20 protein-coding genes are annotated in these 19856 nt (G+C 36.6%); 19 read left to right on the plus strand and 1 reads right to left on the minus strand.

Annotated features, from left to right (window positions below; all coding sequences use genetic code 11):
- Window positions 1-108: 108 nt before the first annotated feature.
- Entirely contained in the window at window positions 109-672 is a 564-nt protein-coding gene (lepB, locus tag NST98_RS00630; RefSeq protein ID WP_016837437.1) for a signal peptidase I, read from the plus strand.
- 54 nt (window positions 673-726) lie between these two features.
- Window positions 727-1602: a ribosome biogenesis GTPase YlqF gene (gene ylqF / locus NST98_RS00635; protein WP_016837436.1), complete on the plus strand. Its 876-nt coding sequence runs from the start codon at window positions 727-729 to the stop codon at window positions 1600-1602.
- A 52-nt stretch (window positions 1603-1654) separates the two neighbouring features.
- Here the strand turns inward: ylqF and NST98_RS00640 are convergent, their stop codons facing one another.
- The gene (locus NST98_RS00640; RefSeq protein ID WP_096550647.1) at window positions 1655-2140 is read right to left on the minus strand and encodes a PCYCGC motif-containing (lipo)protein; all 486 of its coding nucleotides are present in this window, start codon (window positions 2138-2140) and stop codon (window positions 1655-1657) included.
- Between the two features lie 148 nt (window positions 2141-2288).
- Between NST98_RS00640 and NST98_RS00645 the strand changes: the two genes are divergently transcribed.
- The 17 genes from NST98_RS00645 (at window position 2289) to fliF (ending at window position 19850) form a co-directional block, all read left to right on the plus strand.
- Entirely contained in the window at window positions 2289-3068 is a 780-nt protein-coding gene (locus tag NST98_RS00645; protein WP_340714123.1) for a ribonuclease HII, read from the plus strand.
- Entirely contained in the window at window positions 3065-4921 is a 1857-nt protein-coding gene (locus NST98_RS00650; RefSeq protein ID WP_340714124.1) for a hypothetical protein, read from the plus strand. Before NST98_RS00645 ends, NST98_RS00650 begins: the two co-directional genes overlap by 4 nt.
- Window positions 4918-5193 carry an EscU/YscU/HrcU family type III secretion system export apparatus switch protein gene (locus NST98_RS00655; RefSeq protein WP_340714125.1) on the plus strand — a complete coding sequence of 92 codons (276 nt, stop codon included), beginning with the start codon at window positions 4918-4920 and terminating at the stop codon, window positions 5191-5193. Before NST98_RS00650 ends, NST98_RS00655 begins: the two co-directional genes overlap by 4 nt.
- Before the next feature lie 175 nt (window positions 5194-5368).
- On the plus strand, window positions 5369-6529 hold the full coding sequence (gene sucC, locus NST98_RS00660) for an ADP-forming succinate--CoA ligase subunit beta (RefSeq protein WP_340714126.1): 1161 nt from the start codon (window positions 5369-5371) through the stop codon (window positions 6527-6529).
- Window positions 6530-6547: 18 nt separating this feature from the next.
- A complete protein-coding gene (gene sucD / locus NST98_RS00665; protein ID WP_016837427.1) occupies window positions 6548-7450 on the plus strand; it encodes a succinate--CoA ligase subunit alpha in 903 nt (300 codons plus the stop codon).
- Window positions 7451-7570: 120 nt separating this feature from the next.
- Window positions 7571-8452, plus strand: coding sequence for a DNA-processing protein DprA (gene dprA, locus NST98_RS00670; RefSeq protein ID WP_340710106.1), 882 nt, complete (start codon window positions 7571-7573; stop codon window positions 8450-8452).
- 108 nt (window positions 8453-8560) lie between these two features.
- A complete protein-coding gene (topA, locus tag NST98_RS00675; RefSeq protein ID WP_340714127.1) occupies window positions 8561-10639 on the plus strand; it encodes a type I DNA topoisomerase in 2079 nt (692 codons plus the stop codon).
- A 19-nt stretch (window positions 10640-10658) separates the two neighbouring features.
- Window positions 10659-11972: an FADH(2)-oxidizing methylenetetrahydrofolate--tRNA-(uracil(54)-C(5))-methyltransferase TrmFO gene (gene trmFO, locus NST98_RS00680; protein WP_340714128.1), complete on the plus strand. Its 1314-nt coding sequence runs from the start codon at window positions 10659-10661 to the stop codon at window positions 11970-11972.
- 280 nt (window positions 11973-12252) lie between these two features.
- Window positions 12253-13152, plus strand: a complete 900-nt coding sequence (xerC, locus tag NST98_RS00685) for a tyrosine recombinase XerC (RefSeq protein ID WP_172597855.1) — start codon at window positions 12253-12255, stop codon at window positions 13150-13152.
- Between the two features lie 25 nt (window positions 13153-13177).
- Window positions 13178-13714 (plus strand): ATP-dependent protease subunit HslV, encoded by a 537-nt coding sequence (gene hslV / locus NST98_RS00690; RefSeq protein WP_040764442.1) that lies wholly within the window; start codon window positions 13178-13180, stop codon window positions 13712-13714.
- Window positions 13714-15102, plus strand: a complete 1389-nt coding sequence (gene hslU / locus NST98_RS00695; RefSeq protein ID WP_340714129.1) for an ATP-dependent protease ATPase subunit HslU — start codon at window positions 13714-13716, stop codon at window positions 15100-15102. The genes hslV and hslU overlap by 1 nt, the downstream gene beginning before the upstream one ends.
- A 78-nt stretch (window positions 15103-15180) precedes the next feature.
- Window positions 15181-15960, plus strand: a complete 780-nt coding sequence (gene codY / locus NST98_RS00700) for a GTP-sensing pleiotropic transcriptional regulator CodY (RefSeq protein ID WP_016837419.1) — start codon at window positions 15181-15183, stop codon at window positions 15958-15960.
- A 523-nt stretch (window positions 15961-16483) separates the two neighbouring features.
- Window positions 16484-16633 carry a hypothetical protein gene (locus NST98_RS00705; protein ID WP_172597782.1) on the plus strand — a complete coding sequence of 50 codons (150 nt, stop codon included), beginning with the start codon at window positions 16484-16486 and terminating at the stop codon, window positions 16631-16633.
- Window positions 16634-17000: 367 nt separating this feature from the next.
- Window positions 17001-17393, plus strand: coding sequence for a flagellar basal body rod protein FlgB (gene flgB, locus NST98_RS00710; RefSeq protein WP_340714130.1), 393 nt, complete (start codon window positions 17001-17003; stop codon window positions 17391-17393).
- Window positions 17394-17395: 2 nt separating this feature from the next.
- A complete protein-coding gene (flgC, locus tag NST98_RS00715; protein ID WP_016836753.1) occupies window positions 17396-17851 on the plus strand; it encodes a flagellar basal body rod protein FlgC in 456 nt (151 codons plus the stop codon).
- A gap of 70 nt (window positions 17852-17921) precedes the next feature.
- Complete coding sequence (fliE, locus tag NST98_RS00720) at window positions 17922-18191, plus strand: flagellar hook-basal body complex protein FliE (protein WP_408056478.1); 270 nt, start codon at window positions 17922-17924, stop codon at window positions 18189-18191.
- Between the two features lie 60 nt (window positions 18192-18251).
- The gene (fliF, locus tag NST98_RS00725; RefSeq protein ID WP_340714131.1) at window positions 18252-19850 is read left to right on the plus strand and encodes a flagellar basal-body MS-ring/collar protein FliF; all 1599 of its coding nucleotides are present in this window, start codon (window positions 18252-18254) and stop codon (window positions 19848-19850) included.
- Window positions 19851-19856: the final 6 nt, after the last annotated feature.

Consider the following 19856-nt stretch of genomic DNA (forward strand, 5'->3'; position numbering starts at 1 on the left):
TCATTCTACTAAAGGGGGGCTTTGTTTTAAAAAGCCTCCTTTCTTTTGCTTGTCATAAAGAATAAGAATGAAATAAAATGTAGATAGTGGATTTGGGGGAATGCTCTCGTGGAAAAAGTAAAAAAAGAAAAAAACGAGATTTGGGAATGGACAAAAGCGTTAATCATTGCTCTCCTCATTGCTGTAGTTATTCGTTACTTTTTATTTACACCTATTGTGGTAGATGGAGAATCGATGATGCCAACGCTAAAAGATGGCGACAAGATGATCGTCAATAAAATCGGATATCGATTAGGTGAACCAAAGCGGTTTGACATTGTTGTATTCCATGCACCAGAAGGCAAAGACTATATCAAAAGAGTTATTGGATTGCCTGGTGAACATATTGAATATAAAGATGACCAGCTGTATATTAACGGTGAACCCATCGATGAACCATATTTAGATGAATATAAATCACAACTCTCAGAAGGTCAATTAACCCAAGATTTTACCCTCCAAGATATTGATCCAAGCCTTGACGTAATTCCGGAAGGTTATGTATTTGTAATGGGGGATAACCGACGATTCAGCAAGGATAGCCGCCACATCGGAGTCGTCAGTGAAGATGAAATCATTGGCAGTACAAGCGTAGTCTTTTGGCCTTTAAGTGAAATAAAAATTGTGAAATAAAAAAGAGGAGTAGATGAACACTCCTTTTCTTTTTTGACTGAAGGAGGAATAACAATGACAATTCAATGGTTTCCTGGGCATATGGCAAAAGCAAAACGACAAGTTCAAGAACATTTAAAACTTGTTGATATTGTCTTTGAATTAGTTGATGCCCGATTGCCATTATCTTCAAGAAATCCAATGATTGATGAAGTCATTAACCAAAAACCTCGATTGATATTATTAAATAAAGCAGACATGGCTGATGAAACAGAGACGAAAAAATGGGTTGAATATTTTTCAAATAAAGGATTAACGGCAATTGCCATCAACTCCTTTGAAGGGAAAGGATTAAACCAGGTCACAAAAGCTGCTCAACAAATATTAGCAGAAAAATGGGCTCGCATGAAAGCAAAAGGGATGAAACCCCGCGCCATTCGAGCGATGATTGTAGGGATTCCGAACGTAGGAAAATCAACTTTAATCAATCGTCTAGCCAAAAAAAACATAGCCAAGACTGGTAATACTCCGGGGGTCACGAAAGCCCAGCAATGGGTTAAAGTTGGAAAAGAATTAGAATTATTAGATACGCCAGGAATTTTATGGCCAAAATTCGAAGATAAAGAGGTAGGTTTAAAACTGGCTTTAACGGGAGCAATTAAAGATACAATCCTCAATATGGAAGATTTAGCAACTTATGCGTTGAATTTTTTATCTACCCATTATCCTGAGCGAATGAATGAACGCTATGGTATTAGTTCAGTAGATGAAGATATCGTAAAGACTTATGACCATATCGGAAAATTGCGCAATGTATTAGGTCCTGGTGGTACAATTGACTATGATAAAGTTTCAGAATTGATTGTACGCGATATTCGCAATTTAGAATTAGGGAAATTAACTTTTGATTTTGTTGATGAAGAATTAAAAAAAGAACTTGTTCACAATTAGATGAAAAAACCATCCAAAAGTCCCATCGAGAAACTTTATGGATGGTTTAATTTTATGCAGGCATTTCAGTCGGAGTTGGTTTCGAAAAGCCCTCTTGATATTTTTCATCAATATATTTTCGAATTTCTTTAATGGATTTTCCATCATTTGAGAGCTTTGCAGATTCAACTGCAATTTCCATACAAACGAGACAGCGAGTTCCATGGTCATCCCACAGAACTTGTTCGTCGCGAATTTCAGCAACGAAGCAATTTAAACTGCTTCGGTGGCCAGCTGATTCTCCACAACCGCAATAACAAGGAATCCATTGCAACACATCGGCATGTTCGAATGCGATTTTGTATACAGTCGTTATGTTTTCATGTTTTTCTTGTAAAAAAGAAGGCAATTCATTAATAGAGGTTAGTTCTTGTAAATCTCCCGACAATGGATTGTGCTGAATATGGCTTGTATCACTGTGAACTTCTTGTTGAGTTGTTTCGCCTTTGCAAGCGCTCAGTATAAAAAGAAGAGAGAGCAATATGTATATTTTTTTCATTTCTTTTCCTCCACAGTATATTCCCCCTCATTATAGAATGAATTTATGATAAAGTACAGCATGAGTGGAATCATGGAATCACTCTAGTCAATCTTATAAGAAATCTATTTAAGCCGATATAAAATAAAAATATTAGGAGAAAGCAAGTATGAAAACAATTAAGGAAATAACAGAAGCATTAAAAAGTGCGAATACATATGAGCCATGGATGAAGGAACTTGAAAATGACGAAAGAGCGGGAGTACAAAAAGCTTTTTTACAGTTTAAAAAGAGATTACAAAATCAGGAGAAAATACTTGAACAATTTCGTCAAAAGCAAGCATTTGATGCAAGTTTTCTTCCCTTTGAAGATGCCTATTTAGCTGGAATAGATGAGGCAGGAAGAGGTCCTCTAGCTGGACCAGTTGTCACTTGCGCAGTCATTTTACCAAAGGATTGTCCAGAACTTGTTGGAGTCAATGATTCAAAACAACTATCCAAAAAGAAACGCGCAGAATTTGCTGAGTTAATTAAAAAGCATGCTCTTGATTATTCAATACATTTTCAGAGCGCGGAAATCATTGATGAGATGAATATTTTAGAAGCAACAAAACAATCGATGAAAATGTGTGTTGAAAGTTTAAAAATACGCCCAGATTTTTGCATTGTAGATGCAGTTACAGTCCCGATTGATATACCTCAAAAAAATATAATAAAAGGCGATGCGAAAAGTCTTGCGATTGGAGCGGCATCGATATTAGCTAAACACGAACGGGATTTATATATGGAAAAGTTACATAAAGAATATCCTCAATACGGATTTGATCAGCATGCTGGTTATGGCACAAAGCAACATTTAGAAGCAATTGAACAATTTGGGCCAACCATTCATCATCGCAAATCATTTGAACCAATTAAAACAATGCTGGAGAAGAAGGTGATGATATGACAATTCCTTCCTTTCAACCGATTCAACAACAACAAGTGTCCGCACAAATAAATCCTCTTGTGTTGAAACAAGGACAAGTATTCCATGGAAAGATTAAACAATTATATCCAAATCAAATGGCGGAAATCCAAATTGGCGAGCATCGTCTCATAGCAAAACTGGAAACGCCTTTAAAAGCGGGAGATTCGCATTATTTCCAAGTGATGAGCACTTCCCCCCAGACAGAGTTAAAAGTGGTTACAGGGCCAATGACGAAGGAATTTGTAAATGTGCAACAATTGATTGAAACATTGCATTTGCCGAAGTCTCCTGAAATGCAGCAACTGTTGACGCATTTCATCAAACATCAGCTTCCTATTGTTAAGGAACAAATATTGCAATCGGAAATATGGTTGAAAAATTTACCTGACGGAGTAACAAAGCAAGAAGCGTTACAAACATTGCAAAAGATGATGGAATTGAAAATTCCTTTTTCGGAAGTAACATTTAAGGCGCTACTACTCGGTTCGAAAACAAGTGGCATTTCCAATAACCTTGAACAACTTACCCAATTATTGCAACAAAATCACTTAATTTCACCTCAAATAAAAGAAAATTTACTAAATGCGTTGCAGTCCATTGCCAAACCTTTCGAAGCAGAAACAGCGGGAATGATGATTGCACGCTCTGTGCAAATTCTTCTACAAAGTGATGGACAAGAAACAAAGCAACTTGAAGCGTTAAATATTTTAAAAGAAGCAAATATTTTACCAAAAGATGCAACACTTAATAATTGGTTGAACACCGCAACGCTCTCTTCTCGCAATGAAACAGCAGGATTCTTTGTCCGACAGTTGCAATCAAGTTCAACTGTTTCAATTGCTCAAACAATTCAACAGATTACCCATTGGATTAAAGGGGAAGTGACGCTTACAGAACAACAGAAAAATACCATTCATGAATTGCTCAAATCCTTCGAAAACACTAATCATGTTGAACAATTGGCTAAACAACTCCATGTCCAATTGTTAAAAGCCTTTTCAGAACAAACAGTAAATCGATTATTTTTAAACGAAGATGGAGTTTCCCCGAAGGAGCATTTATTGTCACTACTAAAACAGGAAATGACTATAAAGAGCGACATGGAATTTATTCAAATGGCAAAAGCTTTTCAAGCATCTAAAGAACCATCTACACAAGTTATGATGGCGGAATCTCAAGCAATTTTGGAGTCATCGTTGAACAGTCAAGGGATACAAAAAGCTATTCAACAAATATTAATAAGGCTTGGTTTAAGTTATGAAGTTGCACTGAACAAAGGAGAGGATGTTACAAACCTCATCCAATCTATAAAGCCCCAATTATTGTCCCTTATTCAAGATGAGAAGGCATCTACAGAATTGAAGAATAGTGCTGAGATGGTGTTAGCCCGATTAAATGGAATGCAACTGCTTTCTGGAGAAACAGGTCATCAGCATCAAATAATTATGCAACTTCCATTGCAATTTTTAGGAAAGCACGTAGATGCGACCATTCAATGGAATGGAAGAATGAAAAAAGATGGAAAAATTGATTCCAACTATGCTCGGATTTTATTTTATCTAAATTTGGAAGCATTAAAAGAAACGGTGATTGATATGCAGGTGCAGAACCGAATTGTTTCAATTTATGTGTACAATGAACTGGAAGGGTTAGATGTACTAGCTGAGCCGTTAAAAAAAGCTTTAAAAGTGGGCCTTGAAGAAAAAAACTATCATTTATCCGGTGTATTGATTAAATCTTATAAAAAAACTTTGCAAAAAAATCTTGAGAAAAATATTGAAAAATTGAATGACAAAGGGGCAGTACAAAGGGGAGTGGATATTCGCGTATGAATTCGGAAAAAAGAAAAGAAGCAGTTGCCCTTATGTATAATCCTGAAGAAAATAGTCCGAAAGTGATTGCGAAAGGTAAAGGGAAAATTGCAGAAAATATCCTGCAAAAAGCGCAAGAATTCGATGTACCTATATATGAAGATCCCAGCCTAGTAGAATTGCTGGGACAACTCGATTTAAACGAGTTGATACCACAAGACTTATATGAAGCAGTGGCAGAAGTATTTGCTTTTATTTATCGATTAGATCGAAAAGTTTCTTCACATTCTTAACATGACTATTGTAGTATTGTAAAAGCAAAAATGCTTATTTTACGCGAAGTAGAAAAATGTGTCGAAAATTAAGAAAAATACGAAAAAAATGCGAACATAGACAATGGGTTACTGTTTGATTAAAATAGTATTGGTAACAAACTATTTCCCAAATTGGTGAATTGGAGGATGGCAAATGAATATCCATGAATATCAAGGTAAGGAAATTCTTAGGAATTATGGTGTAGCAGTTCCAAACGGAAAAGTTGCTTTTTCACCGGATGAAGCAGTTAAAGTTGCAAAAGAACTTGGATCAAATATCACAGTGGTGAAGGCTCAAATCCATGCTGGTGGACGTGGGAAAGCCGGCGGGGTAAAAGTAGCCAAAAATTTGGATGAAGTTCGTGCATATGCGAAGGATTTATTAGGAAAAATTTTAGTTACGCAACAAACAGGTCCACAAGGTAAGGAAGTAAAACGCCTTTATATTGAAGAAGGTTGCGAAATTAAAAAAGAGTACTATATCAGTTTTATTTTGGATAGATCCACTTCGCGCATTACTGTTATGGGTTCAGCAGAAGGTGGAGTGGAGATTGAAGAAGTAGCAGAAAAATCACCTGAAAAAATCTTTAAAGAAGTAATTGATCCGATAACAGGATTATTACCATTCCAAGCAAGAAGATTAGCATTTAATATGGAAATTCCACCAAAGTTAGTAAATCAAGCTGTTAAACTCATGATTGGATTATACACTGCTTTTGTGGAAAAAGATGCTTCTATTCTTGAAATCAATCCACTTGTGCTAACAGAAGACGATAAAATTATGGCGTTAGATGCGAAATTTAACTTTGATGCAAATGCTCTTTATCGCCATCCTGATATCGTTGAATTACGTGACTTTGATGAAGAAGATCCAAAAGAAATTCAAGCATCAAAGTACGATTTAAACTATGTATCATTAGACGGAAATATCGGATGTCTTGTTAATGGTGCAGGTCTTGCGATGGCAACAATGGATACAATCAGCTATTATGGAGGCTCTCCAGCCAACTTCTTAGACGTTGGTGGTGGTGCAAATACGGAAAAAGTAACAGAAGCGTTTAAAATTATTCTTTCTGATCCGAACGTAAAAGGTATTTTTGTAAATATTTTCGGGGGCATTATGAAATGTGATGTCATCGCTGAAGGTGTAGTAGCAGCAGCGAAACAAATTGGTTTAAATGTTCCGTTAGTTGTTCGTTTAGAAGGAACAAACTCTGCTCTTGGTAAAGAAATACTAAATAAATCTGGATTAAATATTATCGGAACGACTTCAATGGCTGAAGGTGCACAAAAAATTATAGAACTCGTAAGGTAAGAAAGGCTGGGGAGAACAATGGCGATTTATGTAAATAAAGATACGAAAGTAATTGTTCAAGGTATTACTGGTGAAACAGCTTTATTCCATACAAAACAAATGTTGGAGTACGGTACAAAAATCGTAGCAGGGGTAACACCTGGTAAAGGTGGACAAGTAATCGAAGGAGTACCTGTATTTAATACGGTAGCTGAGGCAAAAGCAGCTACAGGAGCGAATGCTTCTGTTATTTTCGTACCGGCGCCATTTGCTGCTGATGCGATTATGGAAGCAGTAGAAGCTGAATTAGAATTTACATGCTGTATTACGGAACATATTCCAGTATTAGACATGGTGAAAGTTAAGCGTTTTATGGAAGGGAAGAAAACGCGCTTACTAGGTCCAAACTGCCCTGGACTCGTGACAGCTGAAGAATGTAAAATCGGTATTATGCCTGGATATATTTTGAAAAAAGGTCATGTTGGTTTAGTATCCCGCTCTGGTACTTTAACATATGAAGCAGTACTTCAATTATCAGATGCTGGTATTGGCCAAACAACTGCTGTGGGAATTGGCGGTGACCCTGTTAACGGTACAAACTTTGTAGATGTATTAAAAGAATTCAATGAAGATCCGGAAACATACGCAGTTGTGATGATTGGTGAAATTGGTGGTACAGCTGAAGAAGAAGCAGCAGCATGGATTAAAGAAAATATGAAAAAACCGGTTGTAGGATTTATCGCAGGTCAAACAGCACCTCCAGGAAAACGAATGGGACATGCTGGTGCGATTATTTCTGGCGGTAAAGGTACAGCAGCGGAAAAAGTTAAGGCGATGAATGATGCGGGAATTGAAATCGCTCCAACACCGTCTGTAATTGGTGAAACATTAATTAAAGTATTAAAAGAAAAAGGGCTATACGAAAAATGTAAAACCCATTAATATAAAGAGTGTAGCGCATCTATTTGCGTTACACTTTTTCATTTCTTTATTTTATAATATTTTTTGGACAATTCTTTGTGCGGTCACGAAAAGGATATGTTCTACTATAGGAGGGGTAATGTGAGCTCATTTTCAATTGATGAGTTGATTACCTTCCACTATGTTTACCCACTTCCACTAAATCAATTTCACAAATTATTAGATGAAATTTCCTCCCTTCATGAACTGCAATTTTTATCGCCTACAAAATTAACGTCCATTCTCCAAATTTCATCGGAAAAAGCAGAAAAAATCCTAACTAATTATAAGAGAATGTTAAAGAAAAATTTGCTTGATGCATATAATCATGAAGGAATACATGTAATTCCTTATACCGATCCAAATTATCCCCTATCTTTACTTACATTAGTCGATTCACCTACTGTGCTTTATGCGAAAGGGGATATATCTTTATTAACTAGAAGAAAAATTGCTATTATCGGTTCTAGAATGGCTACACAATATACTGTGAAAGCGCTGGAGTCGATTGTTCCACCTTTAATTGAAAAGGATATAGTTGTCGTTAGTGGATTGGCAAAAGGTGCAGATAGAATGGCTCATGAGGCAACTATTCGATACGGCGGGAAAACGATTGGTATATTAGGGAATGGATTATTTCATATTTATCCTAAAGAAAATAAGAAATTAGCGACGATAATGGCTAATCAACACTTATTGGTAACGGAATTTCCACCCTATGTTGGTCCCAAAAGGTGGCATTTTCCACTCAGGAATCGTATTATAAGTGGTATTAGTGAAGCGATTGTAGTAACAGAAGCTGCGGTGAAAAGCGGTACGTTAATTACTACAGATCATGCTTTAGAACATGGAAAAGATATATTTGTAGTACCAGGCCCTATTGATTCAAAACTTTCAGAGGGAACGAATCGATTGTTAAGAGAAGGAGCAATTCCTGTATGGAACGGTCAACAAATTTTAGATGAATTAAATTTGTTTTTTTAGGAAATATATTGAAAAAAAGTTGCATTATTAGTCAAACTGTTATACATTTTGCAACAGGAATTTCTTTAAAAATATATAAAGGTGCCTCTAGTGAGGAGGAAGTTGAAGATGGCAGACTATTTAGTGATAGTAGAATCACCAGCGAAAGCGAAAACCATTGAACGATATTTAGGAAAAAAATATAAAGTAAAAGCATCCATTGGACATGTAATTGATCTTCCGAAGAGCCAAATGGGGATTGATACGGAAGATAATTATAAACCTAAATATATCACCATTCGTGGAAAAGGGCCTATATTACAAGAGTTAAAAACAGCTGCGAAAAAGGCAAAAAAAGTGTATCTTGCAGCCGATCCTGACCGCGAAGGAGAAGCAATCGCATATCATTTAGCAAAAGCTTTAAATATCGATACTGAAAGCGATTGTCGAGTAGTATTTAACGAGATTACAAAAGATGCGGTGTTAGAATCTTTTAAATATCCGCGTCCAATTAATAAGCATCTTGTGGATGCTCAACAGGCTCGCAGAGTATTAGACAGGCTTGTTGGTTATAACATAAGCCCAATTTTGTGGCGAAAAGTGAAAAAAGGATTATCCGCAGGACGTGTTCAGTCCGTTGCAATGCGGTTGATTATCGATAGAGAAAATGAAATTAAACATTTCGTTCCAGAAGAATACTGGACAATTGAAGGAAAATTTGAAAAGAATAAAAAGCAATTTGAAGCGCTTTACTATGGAGATGAAAAGGAAAAAGTAAAGCTCACAAATCAACAACAAGTGGAAGAAATTTTAAAAAAAATAGAGGGATCCGAATTTGAAGTTGTAAATGTGACAAAGAAAGAGAGAAAAAGAAATCCTGCTCCAGCGTTTACAACTTCATCACTTCAACAAGAAGCGGCGCGAAAATTGAACTTCCGAGCAAAGAAAACAATGATGATTGCTCAGCAACTTTACGAGGGTATTGATATTGGTAAAGATGAGGGTACGATCGGTTTAATTACGTATATGCGTACCGATTCCACACGTATTTCGGATGCTGCAAAAGCAGAAGCAATTCAATATATTCACGATAAATATGGCAAAGAATATGTCTCTGAAGAAATTCCGAAGGCGAAAAAACAAACAAATGCTCAAGATGCTCACGAAGCGATTCGACCAACAAGCGTGTTAAGAACACCAGACCAATTGAAAGATGTATTAACTCGTGATCAATTGCGTCTGTATCGTCTCATTTGGGACCGATTTGTAGCAAGTCAGATGGCTCCAGCTATTCTAGATACAGTATCTGTAGAATTAAAAAATTCTGGCTGTATTTTCCGAGCAAATGGATCTCAACTGAAATTTTCAGGATTTATGAAAGTATACATTGAAGGAACTGACGATCAAACGGAAGAAACAACCAAAATACTTCCAGAGTTGCACGTTGGAGACAAAATCAAATCAGTTGAAATCATTCCAAAGCAACACTTTACACAACCACCTCCACGCTATACGGAAGCCAGACTTGTGAAAGAATTAGAGGAACTTGGAATAGGAAGACCATCCACCTATGCTCCGACTGTGGACGTTATCCAAAGACGTGGTTATGTGCAACTTGATAATAAACGTTTTGTCCCGACGGAGCTTGGAGAAATTGTCCATTCATTGATGATGGAGTTTTTCCCGGAAATTATCGATATTGAATTTACCGCGAAAATGGAAGCTGATTTAGATAAAATTGAAGAAGGAAAAACTGATTGGATTCAAATTATCGATAATTTCTATAAAGAATTTGAAAAACATGTAAAGCATGCTGATGAAGCGATTGAAAAAATCGAAATTAAAGATGAGCCTGCTGGAGAAGATTGTGAAAAATGCGGAGCACCAATGGTATTTAAATTAGGACGTTATGGAAAATTTATGGCTTGTTCCAATTTCCCAGAATGTCGAAATACAAAGACGATTACAAAACCAATCGGCGTAACATGTCCAAAATGTAAAACTGGAGAAATTGTGGAGAGAAAAAGTAAAACGAAACGCATTTTTTACGGTTGTGAAAATTATCCTGAATGCGATTTTGTCTCATGGGATAAACCGATCAGCAGACCTTGTCCAAAATGTAGTTCATTATTAGTTGAGAAAAAAGTGAAAAAAGGTATTCAAGTACAATGTACAAATTGTGACTACGAAGAACAACCAACACAATGAAGTTAGGAAGATGATAATTATGACAGAACAAGTAGTAAATGTAATTGGTGCAGGACTAGCAGGAAGCGAAGCGGCATGGCAGATTGCAAGCCGTGGTGTAAAAGTAAAACTTTATGAAATGAGACCTGTAAAACAAACACCAGCTCATCATACAGACAAATTTGCAGAATTAGTTTGTTCCAACTCATTGCGAGCGAATGCGCTTACAAACGCAGTTGGAGTTATAAAAGAAGAAATGAGATTGATGAACTCATTAGTTATTAAAGCTGCTGACCAGGCTAGCCTTCCAGCAGGAGGCGCTCTCGCAGTCGATCGCCATGAATTTTCTGGATTTATTACAGAACAATTAAAAAATCATCCTCTTGTTGAAGTAGTTAATGAAGAAGTAACGGAAATACCTGAAGGCATTACGGTAATCGCAACTGGACCATTAACTTCTGAAACTTTGGCTAAGAAAATTCAACAATTGACAGGTGAAGATTATCTTTACTTCTATGATGCTGCTGCCCCAATTGTTGAAAAAGATAGCATCAATATGGATAAAGTGTATTTAAAATCACGTTATGATAAAGGAGAAGCTGCATATTTAAACTGTCCAATGACAAAGGAAGAGTTTGAACGATTTTATGATGCTTTAGTAAATGCAGAAGTAGTCGAATTGAAAGAATTTGAAAAGGAAATTTACTTTGAAGGTTGTATGCCGATTGAAGTGATGGCAAAGCGTGGACCGCAAACATTATTATTTGGTCCTTTAAAACCAGTCGGATTGGAAGATCCAAGAACTGGCGAACGTCCATATGCGGTTGTACAACTACGACAAGACAATGCAGCTGGCACATTATATAACATTGTTGGATTCCAAACTCATTTAAAATGGGGAGCGCAAAAAGAAGTATTTCGATTAATTCCTGGTTTAGAGAATGTAGAGATTGTACGCTACGGGGTAATGCATCGTAACACATTCATTAATTCACCAAAAGTATTAAAGAAAACTTATCAATTGAAATCTCGTTCTAATTTATTCTTTGCTGGTCAAATGACGGGAGTGGAAGGCTATGTTGAATCGGCTGGTAGCGGACTTATTGCGGGAGTGAATGCAGCCCGCTTGGCACTTGGGAAAGAACCGATTGAATTCCCAATTGAAACGGCGTTAGGTAGCATGGCCCGCTATATTACTGAAGCAGATCCAAACAACTTCCAACCGATGAACGTTAACTTTGGTATCTTCCCGGAATTAGGTGAACGAATAAAATCTAAGCAAGAACGAGCATTAAAACATGCTGAGCGAGCAATTGAAACAATTCGGAATTTTATGAATACTCAAACTATATAATTGATTTTAGCCTCTAAATGTTGATATAATGTTTAGAGGCTATTATTTATGTCATCATCTTTGAATAAACGTGGATAAAAAAGGTTAAATTTTTAACAATTTGTGAAGGTAAACTGATTTTTTACAAAATTACTGATTTTTTGCTTGATATATCTCGAAGTTCGGTATACAGTCGAGAATGGATGTTTTCACTGTATGTGTTCCAATAAAGAAATGACGAAAAATATGCCCTAAATGCCGCAATTTTCTTCATGGTACTTCGAAATAGAGGTGACCCAAGTTGAATATTCAACCAACAAAAGCTTTGGATGAGTTTCTCCGAGTAATTCAATTGGAAAAAAACTTTTCTGTTCATACGGTAAAGGAATATGAACGAGACATTACCCAATTCCTTACCTTTTTAAGAGCAGAAGGAGTTGACGATTTACGCGAAGTGGAGTATATACATGCAAGGTTGTTTGTGACCAAACTATATGAAGAAAAACTGTCTCGTACAACAGTTTCTAGAAAAATTTCTTCCATTCGCACATTTTTTCGTTTTCTAAATCGAGATTATGGGATTGACCTTTCGCCTTTTCTATCTTTATATCATCCGAAAAAAGAAAAATTACTACCCAATTTTTTTTATGAAGATGAACTTGCACAGTTATTTGAAGCAAATGCAGGCGACGATTTAAAATCACTACGCAATATGGCGCTACTTGAATTACTATATGCTACAGGAATTCGTGTAAGTGAGTGCACATCGATTGAATTAGACGATATCGATTTTCATTATTCCATTCTTCGGGTGATGGGAAAAGGGAGGAAAGAAAGAATTGTTCCATTTGGGCAATATGCTCATGATGCTTTAATAAAATATATCAATGAAGCAAGACCATTGATTATGAAAAATAATAAGCACAACAGGTTATTCGTGAATATGCGTGGAGGCGAACTTACTGCTCGTGGTGTCCATTATATTTTAAATGAAATGATTCAAAATGCTTGTATGCATACGAAAATTTACCCTCACATGTTAAGACATACCTTTGCGACGCATTTATTGAATAATGGGGCAGATTTACGTACAGTTCAAGAATTGCTAGGACATGCGAATTTATCCTCCACTCAAATTTATACACACGTGACGAAGGAACACCTTCGAAGTACTTATATGAAGTCGCATCCAAGAGCATAATGGTAGGGAGGAATAAAAATTGGAAATGCACGCTACTACGATTTTTGCCATTCATCATAATGGCAAATGTGCAATGGCAGGAGATGGGCAAGTTACATTAGGGAATTCCGTTGTTATGAAGCATACAGCTAGAAAAGTGAGAAAATTATTTAACGGGCAAGTATTAGCGGGATTTGCGGGTTCTGTTGCTGATGCGTTTACGCTGTTTGAAATGTTTGAATCCAAATTGAATGAATATAGCGGCAATCTGCAACGAGCAGCTGTTGAAGTAGCGAAACAATGGCGTGGAGATAAGATGCTCCGACAATTAGAGGCGCTATTACTTGTCATGGACAAAAACACGTTGCTTCTTATTTCTGGTACTGGCGAAGTAATTGAGCCAGATGATGGAATACTTGCAATCGGCTCTGGAGGAAACTATGCTCTTGCAGCAGGGAGAGCTTTAAAGCAACATGCGGGGCAGCATATGACAGCGGAAGAAATTGCAAAGGCGGCCCTAACAATTGCAGCCGATATTTGCGTTTATACAAATCATAACATTATTGTGGAGGCGCTAAACTGATGACGACACTTACGCCAAGACAAATTGTAGAACAATTAAACCGATATATTGTTGGTCAAGATGCTGCAAAACGGTCAGTAGCGATTGCATTAAGAAATAGATACCGGAGATCGCTTCTTAGCGATGAACTAAAAAGTGAAGTGATTCCAAAAAATATATTGATGATTGGTCCTACCGGTGTCGGTAAAACGGAAATAGCAAGAAGAATAGCTAAGTTAACAAATGCTCCGTTTGTCAAAGTTGAAGCAACAAAGTTTACCGAAGTGGGCTATGTTGGCCGAGATGTGGAATCGATGGTTCGGGATCTTGTTGAAGCTTCCAGAAGACTTGTGAAAGAAGAGATGATGGAAAAAGTTAAGGATCAAGCAGAACAACAGGCTAATGAAGTGTTAGTAAAATTGCTTGTTCCTTCTAAATCTAAGTCAAAAATGACGCAAAATCCATTTGAACTTTTATTTGGTGGACAAAAAACGGAAAGCCAAACGGATTCTCAAGAAGAAACTGAAATTCGATTAAAACGTTCTAAAGTAAAGGAAGACTTATTAGCAGGTAAACTGGAAGACGAATGGGTAACTGTAGAAGTGACTGAACAAAATACAGCATTTCTAGACATGATGATTCCGGGAATGCCTGAACTAGGCTCTAGCGGTATGCAAGATATGTTATCAAGTCTTGTGCCGAAAAAAACGAAAAAGCGTCGCATGAAAGTGAAAGATGCTCGTCGAGTATTAGCAATCGAAGAGGCGAACAAATTAATCGATTCCGAAGAGCTAGCGCAAGAAGCGATTAAACGTGCAGAACAATCTGGAATAATCTTTATCGACGAAATTGATAAAATTGCAAGCAGAGGTCAGCATTCGTCTGCGGATGTTTCGCGTGAAGGAGTACAAAGAGATATTCTCCCAATTGTAGAAGGATCAACAGTGACGACAAAATATGGACCTGTTAAAACGGATTATATGCTCTTTATTGCTGCAGGAGCTTTCCATATGTCGAAGCCGAGTGATTTAATTCCAGAGTTACAAGGTCGTTTCCCGATTCGAGTAGAGTTGGATAAGTTAACAAAAGAAGACTTTGTTCGGATTCTAAAAGAACCTGATCAATCTCTTATTTTACAATATAGAGCCTTACTTGAAACTGAAGGCGTATCTATTGATTTTTCTGATGATGCAATTGAACGCATTGCGGAAATTGCAACGGAAGTAAATCAAGAAACGGATAATATTGGTGCACGTAGATTGCATACGATTATGGAGCGATTATTGGAGGAGTTATCTTACGAAGCACCTGAAATTGCTCCAACACATATTCAAATCACTCGTTCATATGTAGACAAAAAACTTGGTGAAATTTCAAAGAACAAGGATTTGTCACAATTTATCCTTTAACATGAATACTTTAGCAAATAAGTATAAAGCATTTTCTACGATAATAATTGAACAATGTAACCCTAGGAGGCAATTAATATGGATTTATTAACAAAAACTAGAAAAATTAACGCATTGTTGCAAAAAACAGCTGGAAAACCAGTTAATTTCAAAGAGATGGCAGATACATTAGGTGAAACGATTGATAGTAATGTATTTATTGTTAGTCGAAAAGGGAAATTATTGGGGATTTCCATTCATCAAAAAATCGAGAATGACAGAATGAAAAAAATGTTAGAAGAACGTCAATTCCCTGAAGAATATACAAATAGTCTGAAAGACATCAATGAAACATCTTCAAATATTGATATCAATAGTGATTATACAATTTTCCCTATTGAAAACCGCGATATTTTCAAAAATGGTTTAACGACAATTGTGCCTATTATCGGCGGTGGTGAACGTTTAGGTACGTTGATTTTAGGGCGATTAGAGGAACGATTCGGTGACGATGATTTAATTTTAGCAGAGTATGGTGCGACGGTAGTCGGCATGGAAATTTTGCGTGAAAAAGCTGAAGAAATTGAGGAAGAAGCTCGCAGTAAAGCAGTCGTGCAAATGGCTATCAACTCCCTTTCTTATAGTGAATTAGAAGCAATTGAACATATTTTTGAGGAACTAGATGGAAATGAAGGTTTACTCGTTGCATCTAAAATTGCTGATCGTGTTGGTATTACGCGTTCAGTAATCGTTAACGCATTACGTAAACTTGAGTCTGCAGGAGTAATTGAATCAAGATCTCTCGGCATGAAAGGAACATATATTAAAGTATTAAATGATAAGTTTTTGACGGCTTTAGCTGAAATTAAAATGAAATAAGCAAGTTCTTCCTATACTAGAATAATGAATTCATAACAATATTGTTGTGTAATAACTACAACTATTAAAAAGGTCTCATTATTAATGAGACCTTTTTATTTGTGCGCCCGGCATGTACATGAACTATAGGGTGTAAGTCCCGAACCCCGAAGACAGAAGTAGAGGTTAGCCAAGAGCAAGGGTGTCCGTGGTGACGCGGAATCTGAAGGAAGCTGGAGGCAAAACACCGGTCCGAGGAACACGAACCTCATATAAGGCTAGGTATGATTGAGTGAGTTTGCAAAACAAAACAAAGCTCTTTCTGTCGAAGGTCATATCGAGTAAATGAGGCGGATAGATGGTGTGAAAGTGCATGTACTTACCCGGGGAGGTCTGGCGGATAGGTGAAGTTCGCTTCATAACCTACTTAGTGATAAGTAGCTGAACCGTCAGAAGTCAGCAGAGGTCATAGTATTAGTTGGTTTAGAACTACTAAGAAGGACCGAACAATTAAGAGAGAATAGCCCTTGGCATTCAGTGAGTCATGATGAACACAGAAAACGTAGTACCTCACTTGAGGAAGGAAGCGGTGAATCCCGTGGGGGACCTCTTGGAGGGTGGAGTGACCACTGGCATAAAGAGAACAGCTATTCACGGAAGTTATATAAAGACTTGCGTCAATCATCTTAATTGAACCGCCGTATACGGAACCGTACGTACGGTGGTGTGAGAGGACGGGAGCTAATCACTCCCTCCTACTCGATTCCTTTTAATAATTTCATTAAGGGAATAGTTTTATATAATTGTAGTACTTTTTTATCAATTAAGTGATAGCTGATAGTAACTTTTGGGAATTGCAAGGTCAAAAATTTTGTCGAATTGAAACTTTTGTTATCGAAATGTGAACTTTTTGAAAAACTTGGCATGAAAAATTGATTCAGATAGACTATGAAAAAGTGCCAAAAGACGATAGACACTGTGAATTATCTTATTTACAATAAATACTAGTGTTGAGTAAGAAATTTGTCATTTTTGTAATGAAATAGAACGAGGTGAACGGTTTGAACTTGTTTGGAGGAACAATAACTAACTTAGAGCATGGTTTAAAATACGCATCGCTAAAAAATAAGACTATTGCACATAACATTGCAAATGTCGATACGCCTAATTACAAGGCAAAAGATGTCAAATTTAAAAAACTATTGAATGATGAAAATGAAAAACAACTTAGGGCGAACAAATCAGATAAGAGACATTATGATTTTAGTTTTGAACAATCTACCCATGTTGTTTATAGTTATGAAAACTTTCAATATCGCCATAACGGCAACGGTGTAGATATGGATAAAGAACAAGCAGAATTAGCGAAAAATACGATTTACTACAATGCTTTGATTGATCGCATTAACGGTAAATTCAATACATTAAATACAGTCATTAAAGGAGGGAAATAGTAATGTCAATCTTTTCTAGCATCAATACAACAACATCAGCTTTAACTGCTCAACGCTTACGAATGGATGTCATTTCCTCAAATATAGCGAATGTTGATACAACTCGTGCTAGACAAGTGAATGGTGAATGGGAGCCGTACCGTCGGAAAACGGTGACACTTACTGCAAATGAAGGTACATTTTCATCCTTTTTAAATAAAGCAGTAGGGAAGAGCAATGGCGTAGGCAATGGAGTAAAAGTAACAAAAATAAATGAGGATAATGAAACGCCGTTCAAACTCGTATATGATCCAAGCCATCCAGATGCAAACGAGGATGGATATGTACAAATGCCTAATGTCGATGTGTTAAAAGAAATGGTCGATTTGATCTCTGCTACTCGTTCATACGAAGCAAATATAACCGTTTTAAATGCAAGTAAAGCGATGTTAACAAAGGCTTTAGAAATAGGTAAATAAGGGTGAACAATGAGAGGGGTAAATTGATGTGGCAATAAACCAAGTAAACTTATCTATTCCACTTCAAAATGTGAATGGTAATAGAGTGATATCCAATCAACAAACGCCATTTGAAGCGCAAAAAAGTTTTGCCAATACATTAAAAGAAGCGATTGACAAAGTAAATGATTACCAAGTTCAATCAGATGAATTAACAAATAAGTTGATTCATGGAGAAAACGTTGAGTTGCATGATGTAATGATTGCAGCACAAAAGGCGAGCATTACATTAAATGCTACGGTTGAAATTCGCAATAAAGTAATTGAAGCTTATCAAGAAGTTATGCGAATGACTGTATAATCTACGGTTACGCACGGAATATAAAATGTTAGTGTATTCACTAGTACCGGAGGATTTGTAATGAATGATCGACTTAATAAATTAAAAACCGATTCCATTAATTTTTGGAAAAGTCGGACAAAGAAGCAGAAAGGTGCAATAATTGGAACCTTCGTAGGGGTTATAGCGATAGCGGCTATTATTACATATTTTACTACTCGAACAAACATGGTTCCCCTTTTCACAGAATTATCAGCAAAGGAAACTGGGGAGATTGCGGAAGTATTAAGCTCTCAAGGTGTTACATATGAAATTGCTCCAGGTGGAACGAACATTTTAGTTCCAGAAAAGCAAGTTGATTCCATAAAAGTTTCCTTAGCCGCACAAGGATACCCTGAAACTGGAGGAATTAGTACAACATTCTTCACAGAAAATGCTGGCTTTGGTATGACGGATAATGAATTTAACGTCATCAAGCATAAAGCCCTAGAAACAGAACTTGAAAACCTCATAAAGAAAATCGATGGGGTAAAAGATGCAAAAATTATGATTTCTATGCCAGAAAAAGGTGTATTCATTAATCAGAATGCGGAGAATCAAAACGCTTCTGCTGCTGTCGTATTACATACTGAACCAGGTCATAAGTTCACTGATGACCAAATTAAAACATTATATAACCTTGTATCGAAAAGTGTTCCTAATTTAAGCACAGACAATATTACAATATCTAATCAGTATTCTGAATATTACGATTTAGAATCCGCTATAGCTGGAAGTGGTTCAATCGACTCTGTAGAAGGTCAAATGAATGTAAAGAAAACGATTGAACGTGACCTTGAACGTCAAGTTCAAAAAATGCTTGGAACATTAATGGGACAAAACAAAGTTGTTGTATCAGTCACTACAGATATCGATTTTAAGAAAGAAAATCGTGAGGAGAAATTAGTAAAACCTGTAGATGAGGAGAATATGGAAGGCATTGAAATCAGTGCCCAACGCATTACTGAAACATATACAGGTATGAATGGTGCAACAGGTCCAACGGAGATGGGCGATCCGACTGATAATGCAACCGGATATCAAGAAGTTTTAAACGGCAATGGTGATTACGAACGAATTGAAGAAACAATTAATAATGATGTAAATCGCATTAATCGTGTAATCCAAGAAAGCCCGTACAAAATTCGCGATATTGGTATTCAAGTCATGGTTGAGCCACCTGTTCCTGAAGATCCAACATCCCTTTCAGCTACAGTTGTGGAAGATATTGAACAAATTTTAGCAACTATTGTCCGAACTTCAATTGATAAAGAAGCTGCTGGAGAATTAACAGATGAAGAAATTGAAAACAAAATTGTTGTTTCTGTTCAACAATTCTATGGCAATGACGTAGAAAATATCGAAGAAACACCAGTGATTCCATGGTGGATTTGGGTTGTTGGTGGAATTTTAGTTGCTGCAATTCTTCTTCTTATTGTTTACATCTTGCGTTCGAAAAAGCGAAAAGCGGAAGAAGAAGCTATGGAAATTATTGAAGAACAAGAAGAGTTGCTTGTGGAAGATATTAATCAAGAAAAAGAAACAGAATCTACAGTTCGTCGCAAGCAATTAGAAAAAATGGCAAAAGAAAAACCGGAAGATTTTGCAAAATTATTGCGGAGCTGGATAGCTGAAGATTAATGGATA

It is taken from the genome of Ureibacillus sp. FSL W8-0352 (assembly GCF_038004345.1).
Classification (GTDB): Bacteria; Bacillota; Bacilli; order Bacillales_A; family Planococcaceae; genus Ureibacillus; species Ureibacillus thermosphaericus.

Bases quoted from the DNA above. Each gene is read 5' to 3' on its own strand.
- ylqF (WP_016837436.1), top strand. From the start codon at position 727: ATGACAATTCAATGGTTTCCTGGGCATATGGCAAAAGCAAAACGACAA.
- NST98_RS00640 (WP_096550647.1), bottom strand. From the start codon at position 2,140: ATGAAAAAAATATACATATTGCTCTCTCTTCTTTTTATACTGAGCGCT.
- NST98_RS00645 (WP_340714123.1), top strand. From the start codon at position 2,289: ATGAAAACAATTAAGGAAATAACAGAAGCATTAAAAAGTGCGAATACA.
- NST98_RS00650 (WP_340714124.1), top strand. From the start codon at position 3,065: ATGACAATTCCTTCCTTTCAACCGATTCAACAACAACAAGTGTCCGCA.
- NST98_RS00655 (WP_340714125.1), top strand. From the start codon at position 4,918: ATGAATTCGGAAAAAAGAAAAGAAGCAGTTGCCCTTATGTATAATCCT.
- sucC (WP_340714126.1), top strand. From the start codon at position 5,369: ATGAATATCCATGAATATCAAGGTAAGGAAATTCTTAGGAATTATGGT.
- sucD (WP_016837427.1), top strand. From the start codon at position 6,548: ATGGCGATTTATGTAAATAAAGATACGAAAGTAATTGTTCAAGGTATT.
- topA (WP_340714127.1), top strand. From the start codon at position 8,561: ATGGCAGACTATTTAGTGATAGTAGAATCACCAGCGAAAGCGAAAACC.
- trmFO (WP_340714128.1), top strand. From the start codon at position 10,659: ATGACAGAACAAGTAGTAAATGTAATTGGTGCAGGACTAGCAGGAAGC.
- hslV (WP_040764442.1), top strand. From the start codon at position 13,178: ATGCACGCTACTACGATTTTTGCCATTCATCATAATGGCAAATGTGCA.
- hslU (WP_340714129.1), top strand. From the start codon at position 13,714: ATGACGACACTTACGCCAAGACAAATTGTAGAACAATTAAACCGATAT.
- codY (WP_016837419.1), top strand. From the start codon at position 15,181: ATGGATTTATTAACAAAAACTAGAAAAATTAACGCATTGTTGCAAAAA.
- NST98_RS00705 (WP_172597782.1), top strand. From the start codon at position 16,484: ATGATGAACACAGAAAACGTAGTACCTCACTTGAGGAAGGAAGCGGTG.
- flgC (WP_016836753.1), top strand. From the start codon at position 17,396: ATGTCAATCTTTTCTAGCATCAATACAACAACATCAGCTTTAACTGCT.
- fliF (WP_340714131.1), top strand. From the start codon at position 18,252: ATGAATGATCGACTTAATAAATTAAAAACCGATTCCATTAATTTTTGG.